The 13,376-nt window shown below is 53.2% G+C and carries 14 protein-coding genes; 10 read left to right on the plus strand and 4 right to left on the minus strand.

Features of this window, described 5'->3' with window-relative positions:
- Nucleotides 1-198: 198 nt before the first annotated feature.
- On the plus strand, nucleotides 199-648 hold the full coding sequence (locus EPIR_RS04765) for a YaiI/YqxD family protein (RefSeq protein ID WP_023654170.1): 450 nt from the start codon (nucleotides 199-201) through the stop codon (nucleotides 646-648).
- A 55-nt stretch (nucleotides 649-703) separates the two neighbouring features.
- Here EPIR_RS04765 and EPIR_RS04770 read toward each other — a convergent pair whose 3' ends face one another.
- Nucleotides 704-1,381, minus strand: a complete 678-nt coding sequence (locus tag EPIR_RS04770; protein ID WP_023654171.1) for a DUF2076 domain-containing protein — start codon at nucleotides 1,379-1,381, stop codon at nucleotides 704-706.
- A gap of 306 nt (nucleotides 1,382-1,687) precedes the next feature.
- Here EPIR_RS04770 and aroL point away from each other — a divergent pair, with 306 nt between their 5' ends.
- The 7 genes from aroL (at nucleotide 1,688) to ppnP (ending at nucleotide 7,417) form a co-directional block, all read left to right on the plus strand.
- A complete protein-coding gene (aroL, locus tag EPIR_RS04775) occupies nucleotides 1,688-2,212 on the plus strand; it encodes a shikimate kinase AroL (RefSeq protein ID WP_023654172.1) in 525 nt (174 codons plus the stop codon).
- Between the two features lie 142 nt (nucleotides 2,213-2,354).
- Nucleotides 2,355-2,546, plus strand: a complete 192-nt coding sequence (locus EPIR_RS04780) for a YaiA family protein (RefSeq protein ID WP_023654173.1) — start codon at nucleotides 2,355-2,357, stop codon at nucleotides 2,544-2,546.
- Between the two features lie 301 nt (nucleotides 2,547-2,847).
- On the plus strand, nucleotides 2,848-3,639 hold the full coding sequence (locus tag EPIR_RS04785) for an IclR family transcriptional regulator (RefSeq protein ID WP_023654174.1): 792 nt from the start codon (nucleotides 2,848-2,850) through the stop codon (nucleotides 3,637-3,639).
- 197 nt (nucleotides 3,640-3,836) lie between these two features.
- A complete protein-coding gene (locus tag EPIR_RS04790; RefSeq protein WP_023654175.1) occupies nucleotides 3,837-5,396 on the plus strand; it encodes an OPT/YSL family transporter in 1,560 nt (519 codons plus the stop codon).
- A gap of 22 nt (nucleotides 5,397-5,418) precedes the next feature.
- The gene (locus EPIR_RS04795) at nucleotides 5,419-6,348 is read left to right on the plus strand and encodes a DUF1177 domain-containing protein (RefSeq protein WP_023654176.1); all 930 of its coding nucleotides are present in this window, start codon (nucleotides 5,419-5,421) and stop codon (nucleotides 6,346-6,348) included.
- 5 nt (nucleotides 6,349-6,353) lie between these two features.
- Nucleotides 6,354-7,040 carry an AroM family protein gene (locus EPIR_RS04800; RefSeq protein WP_023654177.1) on the plus strand — a complete coding sequence of 229 codons (687 nt, stop codon included), beginning with the start codon at nucleotides 6,354-6,356 and terminating at the stop codon, nucleotides 7,038-7,040.
- 86 nt (nucleotides 7,041-7,126) lie between these two features.
- Nucleotides 7,127-7,417, plus strand: coding sequence for a pyrimidine/purine nucleoside phosphorylase (ppnP, locus tag EPIR_RS04805; protein WP_023654178.1), 291 nt, complete (start codon nucleotides 7,127-7,129; stop codon nucleotides 7,415-7,417).
- A 97-nt stretch (nucleotides 7,418-7,514) separates the two neighbouring features.
- Here ppnP and rdgC read toward each other — a convergent pair whose 3' ends face one another.
- Together rdgC and eat are read right to left on the minus strand one after the other, a co-directional pair.
- Complete coding sequence (rdgC, locus tag EPIR_RS04810; protein ID WP_023654179.1) at nucleotides 7,515-8,426, minus strand: recombination-associated protein RdgC; 912 nt, start codon at nucleotides 8,424-8,426, stop codon at nucleotides 7,515-7,517.
- Between the two features lie 172 nt (nucleotides 8,427-8,598).
- The gene (gene eat / locus EPIR_RS04815) at nucleotides 8,599-9,963 is read right to left on the minus strand and encodes an ethanolamine permease (RefSeq protein WP_023654180.1); all 1,365 of its coding nucleotides are present in this window, start codon (nucleotides 9,961-9,963) and stop codon (nucleotides 8,599-8,601) included.
- Between the two features lie 216 nt (nucleotides 9,964-10,179).
- Between eat and EPIR_RS04820 the strand changes: the two genes are divergently transcribed.
- Nucleotides 10,180-11,184: a phosphotransferase enzyme family protein gene (locus EPIR_RS04820; protein WP_023654181.1), complete on the plus strand. Its 1,005-nt coding sequence runs from the start codon at nucleotides 10,180-10,182 to the stop codon at nucleotides 11,182-11,184.
- 147 nt (nucleotides 11,185-11,331) lie between these two features.
- Nucleotides 11,332-12,399 carry an AraC-like transcriptional regulator QhpR gene (gene qhpR / locus EPIR_RS04825; protein WP_023654182.1) on the plus strand — a complete coding sequence of 356 codons (1,068 nt, stop codon included), beginning with the start codon at nucleotides 11,332-11,334 and terminating at the stop codon, nucleotides 12,397-12,399.
- A 175-nt stretch (nucleotides 12,400-12,574) separates the two neighbouring features.
- On the opposite strand, the gene EPIR_RS04830 is transcribed toward qhpR, so the two are convergent.
- Complete coding sequence (locus tag EPIR_RS04830) at nucleotides 12,575-13,342, minus strand: hypothetical protein (RefSeq protein ID WP_048696940.1); 768 nt, start codon at nucleotides 13,340-13,342, stop codon at nucleotides 12,575-12,577.
- Nucleotides 13,343-13,376 lie beyond the last annotated feature (34 nt).

The raw sequence follows: 13,376 nt of genomic DNA on the forward strand, positions 1-13,376 counted from the left end.
CGTGAACAGCTAATGAATGCCATGACGTCACCTTAACCCAGCAGCCCGGATGCTCAAACCCTAAAAGCACTCCTTTATCCACTGAACGGCTTAGCAGGCCGGGCATCAATTTGTCGGATCGGAAGCAGATTAAGTTTGCCATTCTGCTAAAGAATGGGAAGATCACCGGGATCCCCGACTTTAGAAAAGGAAATACTGATGCCAATCTGGGTAGATGCCGATGCGTGCCCGAAAGTAATCAAAGAAGTGCTGTACCGTGCCGCTGAGCGTGAGCAGATAATGGTGACGCTGGTGGCTAACCAGTCCCTCAACGTGCCGCCTTCGAAGTTTGTGCGAACCCTGCGCGTGGCGGCCGGTTTTGACGTGGCGGATAACGAAATTGTCCAGCGTGCGCAAAGCGGCGATTTGGTGATCACCGCCGATATTCCGCTGGCGGCAGAAGTGATGGAAAAAGGTGCCATAGCGCTTAATCCACGGGGTGAGCGCTACAGTGCGGCAACAATACGCGAACGGCTGACGATGCGTGATTTTATGGATACGATGCGAGCCAGTGGGGTACAGACCGGGGGGCCACCTGCGCTGAATCAACGTGACCGCCAGCAGTTTGCCAATGAGCTTGATAAGTGGTTACAACAGCAGCGTAAATAGTCATTACAAAGAGAAAAATTCCTCCCGCTTTGCGGGAGGAGAGGGACTACCCGCTTTAGACGAAGCTGTCGTCGTCGAAATCGTTGTCGTCAAAACCGTCGTTACTGATGTCGTTAGCGTAATCTTGCTGTCCACTGTTCTGATCCAGGAAAGAGGCGCTATCGCTGCCGTTGAAGGTATCCAGATTGTTACTGAAATCTGTCTCGGGCATAGCGGGTTCATTAATGATATTGACGATCTCTTCCGGCTGCGAATGGTGGAACATGCTGGTCAGCATATCTGCCAAGACCACACCGCCTGCTACGCCCGCAGCGGTTTGCAGCGCGCCGCCGAGGAAACCTCGTCCGGCGGAAGGTGCCGCCGCAGCGGGCTGCTGTTGAGGAGCCTGGGCAGGCGGAGAGCCCCAGCCTGAAGAGGGAGCCGATGCCTGCGGCTGAGAGCGACTGCCGCCACCGAACAGCCCGGAAAGAAAGCCGCCGCTGCTCTGTTGTGGCTGCTGCTGCTGAGCTTGGTTAAGCCGAGCCTCCAGCTCACTGATGCGGCTGTTCAGCTGTTTCAGCGCCGCTTCCTGGATCAGGATAGTTTGTGCCATGTAGTAGGGCGCGCCGGGTTGCTGCTGTACCTGCTGTTGAATCAATTTTTCAGCCGCAATGTCACGCGCGGCGGACTGAGATTCAGCCTGTTTCAGTCGGCTAAACAGGCTTTCAATTAACTGTTGCTCTTGGTTCTGCATAAAGATTTCTCCGAAAACGTGCGATGTACACCATAGTGTCAATACCGTCAGGAAAGTAAATAATTCTGGAGTAAGGAAATGTTGCGATAATACTTAACGATGTTAACCCGCGTAAATGAATGAGTGTGACTTAATCTTAGCCTTTAAATCTCATGTTAATCACTAGCGTATTCTACCCGGCTGTAAATAAAACCTTACTGCTGGTTCTGAAGGAAAATGTCCGGTATTATGCTATCCGCTGGATTATTTTATGCCCCTCTGCTACGCGATAAACGTTAGCGGTATTCGTTTAAGGAAGCGCCTGATATGTCATTACCCATTTATTTGATCGGCGCACGCGGCTGCGGGAAAACTACCGTTGGGCAGGCACTGGCTCTGACATTAGGGTACGACTTCTGTGATACCGATCATTACTTACAACAGTCTCGTCAGAAGACTGTTGCTGAGATTGTGGCAATCGAAGGTTGGTCGGGATTTCGTGCGTATGAGACCGAATCTTTAAAAGCGGTGACCGCCGTCAGTAAAGTGATTGCTACCGGTGGCGGCATGGTGCTGGCAGAAGAGAATCGGCTGTATATGCGCGAACACGGCAGGGTGATTTACCTGAATGCCGATGCCCTGGTGTTGGCGGCTCGCCTTGAGGCCTATCCGCTGGCAGATCAGCGCCCAACGTTAACGGGACGCCCTGTTGCCGAAGAGATGGTTGAAGTGCTGGCGATTCGCGATGCCCTGTATCAGCAGGCAGCACACCATATTATCGATGCCATGCAAACGCCAGATGCGGTTGTTAATCAAATCGTTAGCTCTCTTTCTCTCGCCCGCGCCAGCTAAACCCCGCTTATGCTTTTTCCCTGTTTTACCGGGTGCCCTGCTTCATTTCGGCCATTCATCAAGATAAAACGCTGTGATTGTCTATACTTACCCTGTTTGGCCACGCGCCATAAATGAGACTGACACTGAAGAGGGAAACATTATGCCAGGCAAACCGCCCTATCCACGCCAAGCGTTTATTGTGCCGGTTAAAAAGGGCACACCCGAGAAAGCCGTCACGTGGTATGAATTACGTGCCGATCATCCAAAGCCTGACTCGCTGATTAGCGAACATGAAAGCGAGCGGGAAGCGCTGGATGCGAAAGAGCGTTATGAGGATAAGTCCAAAGAATGACGGTCTATGGCAGGGACGCCATGTTTTATGCTAACTAACGCACAAAATCATTAATTACATTATATTTCCTTCAGTAGAATAATTGACTATAAGAGAACTCTTTTTCGACTAAACGTTGGTTATTATTTTCGTTAGTAAGAATTTTGAATTCTGAAATTGTGTACCTCCTTTAATTGCCCTCCACGCTATTTATCATTCACGCAACTTTGTGAATAATTATTCCTTGACCTCAAGGCACTCTGTCTTTAATTTTAAATAAATCAAACAGGAACATTTGTTCTTTATAGTGGAACTCGTCGATATGAGCACTCTGGGGAATTCCGTCGCAATTCTTAAATTGTTTAAGCGTATCGATCTGACTCAAGGGCAGTGCGGGCTGACTTTTACGGCTATTGTTGAGGCTTTGAGACTCCCTAAAAGCACCGTTTCCCGCCTGCTGTCGACGATGGAAAGTGAAGGTTTGCTGGAACGCGACCCTGAAAGCCGCTGTTTTCGCCTCGGTCGAATGTTGTTGTCTCTGACCAGCCACTATCTTTCCACGCCGCTGGTGGATTGTGCTTCGCCAATGATGGTGAGGCTGGCGGCGGAATCAAGTTGCACGGGGTATATTTCGATACTGGATGGGCGCGAAATAATGGTTATGCGCCTGTTTCAGGGACGGATGTTTATTCAGTTAGTCACGCCTCCCGGTAGCCGTATGCTTGCGGCCCAGACGTCGGTAGGCCGGGCGCTGATGGCTCGTTACAGCGACGGCTTTGTGCGCAAGTTGTATCAGGATGACTGGCAGGTGGGGTCGCCCAACTCCCCTCAGACGATTGAGCAACTGCTGGCAGAGCTGGATCGCATTCGTCAGCGGGGATGGTCATTGGCACGCAATGAAACGTTGCAAGGTATCAGTTCCCTGTCGACCACTGTGACCAACAAACATCTGGGGGAAACCGTGGCGCTGTGCCTGTCGTTTCCTTCCCTGACTCAAGAACGGCCTTATTTGCCTGCCACACTGGATGCGTTACAAAACGTCACGCATAAGTTAGCCGGTCAATATGATGACCACGGATATTCGGGAGCTCATGTTACTTCCACCGAGCAGTAATTACCTCATATTCCTGATGGATATGGAGTACGCCTCACCAGGGCAATAGCAGTAATTTTTTTTGAAAGTTAATATCTGGAAAAGTCCAAAAGAGGCTGGCTAAAATAAAAAAGGATATCTCCTTGGACGGTCAGGGGGATAATTCTGTTATATACGGAAATTAAAGAAATTTGATAAGGATATCCGCAGGAGAAAATATGCAGCAGATAGATCCGTTAAAAGATTTTAATATTGTGTTAATGCTGATTTTACTTTCAGTTATGGGTGCCATTATTGGCGTACAACTATTAACGACCCTGGGCGTGACGCCGAATACATCCATCATTGGCGCACTGTTAGCGATGCTACTGGCGCGAATACCGTTACAGGCATTTCGACATTATCGTTCTGTCCATACGCAAAACTTAGCTCAAACGGCCATCTCCTCCGCCACCTTTGGTGCGGCCAACAGCTTGCTTATGCCGATTGCCGTCCCTTGGGTCATGGGGCAGCCGCAGCTGATTTTACCTATGTTTGTCGGTGTCAGTGTAGCCATGTTGCTGGATGCCTATCTGTTGTATCGCCTGTTTGATACCCGTGTTTTTCCTGCCAGCAATGCCTGGCCGCCGGGTGTCGCTGCCGCAGAAGCGATTAAAGCGGGGGATAAGGGCGGCAGCCACGCCTGGCTACTGCTGATTGGCGTGGCCAGCGGCATTGTTGGCTCGGTGCTGAAAATTCCGATGGCCGCGCTGGGTACTGCATTCATTGGTAATATCTGGGCGCTCGGTATGTTTGGCATCGGCCTGTTACTGCGCGCCTATGCGCAACCGGTTGCCGGCGTAGATATTAGTGCTAACTATATCCCTCATGGCGTGATGGTCGGGGCAGGGCTGGTGGCACTCGTTCAGGTTGGGCAGGCCATTCGCAGTAAGAAAAATGACAGCACACGATTTTCCACTCCGGATAGCGAAGTGCGAAAAGCGCTCGGCTTGGGATCGGTTGGTTACTTGCTCATCGCCGGCCTGCTGGCACTGGGCGCCGGACTTTGGGCAGAGATGTCCTTACCCATTCTGCTGGCCTTTGTGGTTTACGCCGCTTTTTCCGCATTTGTTCACGAACTGCTGGTGGGCATTGCGGCCATGCACTCCGGCTGGTTCCCTGCATTTGCCGTTGCTTTGATTACTCTGATTATCGGTATCCTGTTGGGGTTTCCGCCATCTGCACTCTGCGTACTGTCGGGGTTTACCGCCGCCACCGGCCCTGCATTTGCCGATATGGGGTACGATCTCAAAGCGGGTTTTGTGCTGCGCGGCTATGGTCAGGATATTCGTCAGGAGCTTTGGGGTCGACGCGTCCAGCTGTTTACTGCGTTGATCGCCTTTGTGGTGTCGATCCCGGTGGTGTGGTACGCCCACACCAGTTTCTTCAGTCAGGATCTGATCCCGCCGGTAGCACGCGTTTATGCCAAGACCATCCAGGCCGGAGCGGAACCGGGGATTGCACACAGCCTGCTTTTATGGGCGGTCCCCGGGGCGCTGCTCCAACTTATCGGCGGGCCCAGGCGTCAGCTCGGCGTGCTGTTAGCGACAGGATTACTCATTTTCAATGTGATGGCAGGCTGGGCCGTAGTGACCGGCATTATTCTACGTTTGATTATTTCGCGTATCTGGGGTGAGCGTGGGCGTACGCCTATGGAAGTGATGGCCGCAGGATTGATTGCCGGTGATGCGCTCTACAGCTTCTTCAGCTCCCTTTTCACCAGCAGTGTCAAAAAATAATGACCAACGGGAACAAAAATCAATGAGTTTGCAACAGACTTTGCAGGTTTTTGAATTGCTTGATAGTGCCAGCGTCAGTGGTGCCGATGTGGTCGATCTGTTTACCGATTATCCGGCAGTCGAAGTGAAAAACTGGCGCGTGAGCGGGCCTAAATGTTATACCGATTTTATACATATCACTCTGCCCGGCAGCCACGGGAAAATCCACGGCGGTACAGCCCCGACACTGGGTATCATCGGCCGGCTGGGCGGCATAGGCGCCCGTCCCGCGCGAATCGGATTGGTTTCCGATGCCGATGGCGCGATTGCCGCCGTGAGCTGCGCGCTGAAGCTGGCAAAGATGCAACGTCAAGGCGATGTACTGCCCGGCGACGTGATTATCTCCACCCATATTTGCCCTCATGCCCCTACGCGTGCACATCAACCTGTCGATTTTATGGGGTCGCCCGTAGATGATGTCACCATGAATCAACATGAAGTGGTGCCGGACGTGGATGCTATCCTTTCTATCGATACCACTAAAGGTAATCGCATCCTCAATCATAAGGGCTGCGCGCTGTCGCCTACGGTTAAGCAGGGTTATATTTTGCGCGTGTCGGAAGATCTGCTGCGTATTATGGAAATGACAACCGGGCGTCCGGCCGTCACCTTCCCTGTCACCACTCAAGATATTACGCCTTACGATAATGGGGTGTATCACCTGAACAGTATCATGCAGCCAGCCACGGCCACGGATGTACCGGTGGTGGGGTTGGCAATCTCTAGCGAGTCGGTGATTCCCGGCTGTGGCACTGGCGCGAGCCACGAAGTTGATATTGCCGTGGCCGTAAAGTTTGCGCTGGAAGTGGCAAAAGCGTTCGGCGCTGGCTGCTGCGCATTCTACGACGGTGAGGAGTACGCGCGCCTGCTGGGGCTTTACGGCAGCATGAGCGATTTGAGTACACGGAAATAAGCACGATGAATCCAAATCTTGTCACCTTAACCATCGGTCAATCTCCGCGCACTGACATTCTGCCGATGCTATTGAAACATTTGCCAGAAGAGCAGATAGCCCACGCCGGGCTTCTGGATGGCCTGATCCGCCAGCAAATCGAACAGGAGTTCGGTGCGCAAGATGGCGATAAAATTCTGGTATCCAGGCTTAACGATGGCAGTCAGGTTTTGCTGGCCTCTGACAAAGTGGAGCGTGGCCTGCAAAAGTCTATTTTACAGCTGGAGGATCGAGGATTTGCGACTATCCTGTTGTTATGTACCGGTGAATTTGGTCATCTGTATGCTAACAGGGCAATGCTGCTTGAGCCGGATCGCATCGTCCCACCGCTGATCGCAGCGATTGTTGGCGATCGACAGGTTGGCGTGATGGTGCCGGTGGCGGGACAAACTGTAGAGCAGGCCAGCAAGTGGAAGGATATGTCCCGTCCACCCTGTTATGCCGTTGCCAGCCCCTATCAGGCCAGTGAAGGAGCATTGTTGGATGCGGCGCTGTCATTGCAGGATCAGGGAGCGGATGTGGTGGTTCTCGACTGCATCGGCTATCACCAGAAGCATCAGGATTTGCTGCAAAAAATATTGGGTATCCCGATCCTGCTGCCGAACGTTATCGTCGCTAAGCTGGCTGCAGAGCTGCTGGTTGATGCGTCCTGAACATGCTGCGCAATTGTACGTGACAGCTGATTGATATCGGCTCTACACTGTCAGTTCACCTTTGTCTCTGATTACAAGGAATTTATATGCTCAATGTGAGTGAATATTTCGACGGTAAAGTGAAGTCGATTGGTTTCGAAAGCGCCAGCGCAGGGCGTGCCAGCGTGGGTGTGATGGCGGAAGGCGAGTACACTTTTGCCACTGCTTCGGCTGAAGAGATGACCGTCGTTAGCGGTTCGCTGAAAGTATTACTGACGGGGGAAACCGACTGGAAATGGTATCAGGCCGGTGAGGTATTTAACGTACCGGGCCATAGCGAGTTTTACCTCCAGGTGGCGGAACCGACTGCGTACCTTTGCCGTTATCTGAAAGACTGATGTGACAGCCTTGGTCTGAAAATCAGCGGCGTCCCCGATGCCCGTGTCATCTTTAACGCTCAGGGATGCCGTTGATTCAATGTTGCCCGCTTAGCCGTTAACGCTGTGCTTCTCCACCTAACGCTTCCACGGTATTGCTAATCAATGCGGCCAGTTCCCCGGTCATTAAGACAAAATCTGCGTCAAAACGTCCGGTGACGTCTTCTCTGTCGATATCATCATTTTGTTCGCGCAGAATATCGGAAAATTTCAGGCGCTTAATTGAGCCATCGTCAGACAGGATCAGCTGGATACGTTCCTGCCAGTCGAGAGCCAGTTTGGTCACCAGCTTGCCCGCCTCAATATGGTTAGCGATTTCATCGCACACCAGATCCTGCTTTTTACAGCGGATCACACCACCATCTTCCAGAATTGCCTTCAGTTCGGCTTCATCCATCAGGGCGAAACCGGCCGGTAGCTCCCCAGAGCGCACCCATTCGGTCAGCGTCAGTTCTATCGGGCTTTCCAGCGTCAGCGGTACCACCGGCAGTGAACCGAGGCTCTTACGCAGTAGGGCAAGCGTATCCTCCGCCTTTTTCGCGCTGGCACAGTCGACCATAATCAGGTTATTGACGGTATCGATCCAGACATACGTCTGGCTGAAACGACTGAAAGCGCGCGGCAGCAGGCTGTGCAACACTTCATCTTTAAGCGAGTCTTTCTCGGTTTTCTTCAGTTTGCGCGACTGTTCGGCTTCAAGCTTGCTGATTTTGGCTTCCAGCGCCTGCTTGATCACGGGTGAAGGCAGCATCTTCTCTTCTTTGCGTGCGCAAATCAGGATCTGGCCGTTGGTGACGTGGGTCAGATCTTCGCCACGTGCGCCAAGCGGCGAAACCCAGCCGGTTTTGGCCATATCCTGGCTGCCGCAGGGAGTGAAGGAGAAAGCATCGAGCTGTTTTTCCATTTCGTCTGCTACCAGCGGAATATCGCGATTAAGGCGATAAACCATCAAATTTTTAAACCACAGCATGCTGCATTCCCTCTCCGGGCGCGCACCAGGCGCGCGAGTTCAAAGTCAGCGCGCATGATAGCGAATCGGCGACGACGTTTCATTGCCTTTCCGCACCTGACGGCCCAGGTCGCCCTATTCGTGTTGGGCGAGCGGGAAAGATCGGTGCGGAACAGAGCCCGCACCGCAACGATTATTCTCCCTGTAACATCGCATCATGCGGGGCGTTATCGCGCTGATTTTTGGTCATCAGGAACCACAGATAACCCAGCAGCATCAGGGCGACAAAGACTAAGCCAATCAGTGGGTTAAACCACAGCATGGCCACCAGGCAAACCCCCGCCAACAGCAGGGCTATCGCTGGAACAATCGGATAGCCTGGCGCACGGAATGTACGTTCCAGCTGCGGTGCGCTGCGGCGCAGGCGAAACAGACTCAGCATACTCATGATGTACATAACGATGGCACCAAACACCGCCATAGTGATCATCGCCGCCGTCAGCGTCATCCCCTGCAAATTAATCCAGCTGTCGCTGAAAATTGCCGCGATGCCAATCACCCCACCGGCGATAATGGCGCGATGTGGGGTCTGGAAGCGTGACAGTTTCGCCAGACCGGCCGGCAGATAACCGGCGCGGGACAGAGCAAAAAACTGACGTGAATAGCCGAGAATAATGCCGTGGAAGCTGGCGATCAGACCAAACAGGCCAATCCACACCAGCATATGCATCCAGTTGGAGTGCTCGCCGACGATCATTTTCATCGCCTGCGGCAGCGGATCGTTGATATTGGACAGCGCCCGCCAGTCACCGGCACCGCCTGCCATTAGCATCACGCCAATGGCCAGCACCACCAGCGTCAGAATACCGGCAATATAAGCGCGCGGAATGGTGCGTCGCGGATCTTTCGCTTCTTCAGCCGCCATCGCTGCGCCCTCAATTGCGAGGAAAAACCAGATGGCAAAAGGGATAGCGGCAAAAATACCGGAAAGTGCCGGCATGCCGAAGTGTTCTCCACCCGCCCAACCGTTAGCAGCAAAGTTCGCCATACTGAAGCCCGGTGCCACTACGCCCATAAACACCAGCAGTTCCAGCACCGCCAGAATGGTCACCACCAGTTCAAACATGGCGGCCAGCTTCACGCCGAGAATATTCAGCGTCATAAACACCACGTAAGCCCCCACGGCGGCATATTTGGGGTTGAGTTCAGGGTATTGCACGTTGAGATAGGCACCAATCGCCATCGCGATGGCCGGGGGAGCAAAGACGAATTCAATCAGGGTCGCCATACCGGCAATCAAACCGCCGGTTTCACCGAATGCACGGCGGCTGTAGGCGAATGGGCCACCGGCGTGCGGGATCGCGGTGGTCAGCTCGGTAAAGCTGAAGATAAAGCAGGTATACATGGTGGCGATCATCAGCGTGGTCAGCAGAAACCCCAGTGTTCCCGCCACGCCCCAGCCGTAGCTCCAGCCAAAATACTCCCCGGAAATCACCAGACCTACAGCAATGCCCCATAAATGCAGGGTGCCCAGCGTGGGCTTTAATGTGGTTGTCATATCGTATCCCCGTGTTGTTTGTCTTTTGATAATGCAGCTGCCCGCAGGGGGAAACTTGACGCGGGCGCGATGATTTTGCGCTCTGCTGTCAACTGAGAAGCAAAAAAAGCGCCAGCTGTACGCTACGGTCAAAATTGGGTCGTCTGCGGTCAAGCTGAAAAAGAGCGACGATCGGATGCTGTGAGGACAGCCTAATACCGATCCAGGAGCCAGACTATGAGCGCCAAACAATATGACACCCTGAATAACGCCGCGCTGTTGCGTCTGGCTGAACGGGCACTGGCACGCTATCCGGCGGCCTTACAGGGCAGGCTCAGCCTGCTGTGCCGCTCGGAAAATGCCACTTTTCTGCTACAGGCGGGAGGCAAACGCTATGCGCTGCGCCTGCATCGGGCGGATTACCACCAGCGTGCCGATATCGAGAGTGAGCTGCACTGGCTTGACGCCCTGCGCGAAGGCGGCATCGAAGTGCCGCAGGCGGTGGCAGACAGCGAAGGAGGTACGGTGCAAAGCCTGATGTTGGAAGATGGATCGGTGCGACATGCGGTGCTGTTTCACTGGATTGAGGGCGAGATGCCGGGGACGGATGTCGATCCGCGCGCGTTTCAGCAGCTGGGCAATATCACCGCCCGCCTGCATCAGCACAGCCGTAGCTGGCAGCGTCCGGCAGGTTTTCGGCGGATTATCTGGGATCATCATACGATGGTGAGCCCGCAGAGCCACTGGGGAGACTGGCGCGATGCGCCTAATTTGCGTGTGGCGGATCGTGAAATTGTTGAACAGACCATAGAAAGGGTGGGGGCGTCGCTGGCTGAATTCGGCAAGGATCCACGCAACTACGGGCTGATCCATGCCGATCTGCGCCTCACTAATTTACTGCTGCACAAGGGGGAAACCCGGGTGATCGACTTTGACGACTGTGGCTTCGGCTGGTATTTGCACGATCTGGCGGCGGCGATCAGCTTTGTTGAACACCATCCCCGTGCCGCCGAGTGGATTGAGCACTGGGTGCGTGGCTATGAGCAGGTTGGGCATATCAGCGACGCTGAAATGGCGAGGGTGCCGTCGTTACTGATCCAGCGCCGCATTCAGCTGCTGGCGTGGGCGGGTTCTCATGCGGAAACCGAAATGGCGCAGAGCCTCGGCCCGCAGTGGGCGGCTCATTCGGTGCGCTTGTGCCGTCGCTACCTGGAAACTCAACAGCTGCCGGTCGGCGTGTAGCCTTCTGCACCGCTGGTGGGCAGTCCTGCGCTGCGGCGGTGCTCATCCGTTGCTCATACCCGCTAAAAGCGCTCAATATGCCTGACGGGGTAACTGGTACGAAAATTGCTGTGATTAGCCTATCCACCGCAGTATGAGGCAATCACCATGATGCAAAGTAATCTGTCCAAAGCGGAAATCAGTCATGTTCTGAATGGCGGCAGCGGCTGTAACCGTGGCGTGCTGGCCGCCGCTGCCAGTGGGCTAAGCGACTTTATCACTCATAATGGTGGCGACGTTGACCGCATTTATGGCGTAAGCGGCATCGATCCGGAGCTGCTGGCACAGCCAACGCTTAGCCTCGGTCTGATTAACTACTGCCGGGTCATGGAGGAAGCGGCACGCTACTCGGATTGTGATAACTTCGGTTTGCACTACGGCAAGCAGTTCAAACCGCAGTCATTAGGGCTGATTGGTTATATCGGTTTGTGCAGCCCGACGCTGGAACAGGCGCTGCATAATGTCGCCAATGCCTTTCCCTGGCACCAGCACGATACTCTGACGCGTCTGGTGGATAAAGGGGACAGCTGGCGTCTTGACTACCAGGTGCGTCACGGTGCCATCCTCTGCCGTCGCCAGGATGCCGAGCTGACGCTGGGGATGTTTCTGAATCTGATCCGTCACGTAGCTGGAAAGAACTGGGCGCCGCGTGAGGTGCATTTTGAACATCCCCGGCCCGCCCAGTGGCACGAGCACTGTAAAGTTTTTGATGCCCCGGTCTGGTTCGACCAACCTTTTAACTCGCTGATTATTGCCAAACGCGATTTGGCGCGCACCATGCCCGACAGCGACCCGCTTTTATTGGGCGTGATGCAGGATGCGATACGTCGCCTGAACAGCCGTTCCGGGCAGCAAAATATTGTCGATCGGGCACGAGTTCAGGTGCATCAGGCTCTGTTGCAGGGTGAGCCGGTGCTGGAGGAGGTAGCGGACAAAATAGGATTATCGAGCTGGTCGCTGCAACGTCGCCTGCGGCAAGAGGGGCTGAGTTTTACCACGCTGGTGGACAACGTGCGCTGCGAAATGGCGAAGCACTACTTGCAGCAGCACCAGCTGCCCATCTCTGAAATGGCGCTGCTGCTGGGCTACTCGGAAGTCAGCGCATTTTCCCGCGCTTTTCGCCGTTGGTTTGGCATCAGTCCGCGCCAGTGGCGTCAGGAAGAGCGCGGCGTTTAAGGTTTAAGGCTGAAAACCGCGTACTACGCCGTTGGGCAGCTCAAATGGGGACGGCGGTAATCCGTTTGCCGTGGCGAGCACGCTCCAGGCTTTAAGGCAGCGCTGGGGTATGCAGCACCAGATAGCGTTCATCATAATCCCCATTCAATCTCTGCTATCCTGTTTTCGTAATATCCTATTTTTTAAAATGAGTAGGGCTATTGCAGTCAGTGTGCCGATCTTCGTTTAAATAAACGAGAGTATAAAAGCGATTCAATTCTTCTCTGGATAAATTCTTTATTTTTAAAATTGGGTATTCGGGCATTTCTTCTGCGATATCTATCGGCTCTTCATTTTTTAATGGTCTCAGTCGTCTTGTATCAGATGTCGGGAAAGCTAATTCTTCTTTACTCAAATTGAAAGGGATCCCCTGATACTGAGTGCCATGTCTATTCGTTGTAAAATGCACCGGATTTTTTGCAGCAATATTTTTTTCTCTTTCAGGCTGATGAATATTTTGGATTACCCCCGGTCTGGTGGTGCCCCCATGCGGGAGTCCCTGAAACGTATTTCCATGTCTGTTCAGTGGGTTATACATTGGTGGCTTTGCAGAAATCTCTTTTGCTATATCAGGCTGATGAATATTTTGGATTAGCCCCGGTCTGGTGATGCCCCCATGCGGGAGCCCCTGAAACGTATTTCCGTGTTTGTTCAGTGGGTTATATGTTTTTGGTTTAGCGGAGCTCTCTTTCGCTATATAAGAATTATGGATGTTTTTGATTATCCCTGGCCTGGTGGTGATCCTATGAATTAACCCCTCGAACATATTTCCGTGGCTATTAAGCGAAGCCACGGATTGTTTTACAGAGAGAAGGCGATTCAAAATTTCTTCTTTTAACTTAACCTCATGAGCGATTAGTAATATACCGTCAATTCTTATGTTTCTTGCGTTTGCTACAGTCATCGTAATGATTCTATATTCTTAATCCAGGAGGATC

This window comes from Erwinia piriflorinigrans CFBP 5888, assembly GCF_001050515.1.
GTDB lineage: Bacteria > Pseudomonadota > Gammaproteobacteria > Enterobacterales > Enterobacteriaceae > Erwinia > Erwinia piriflorinigrans.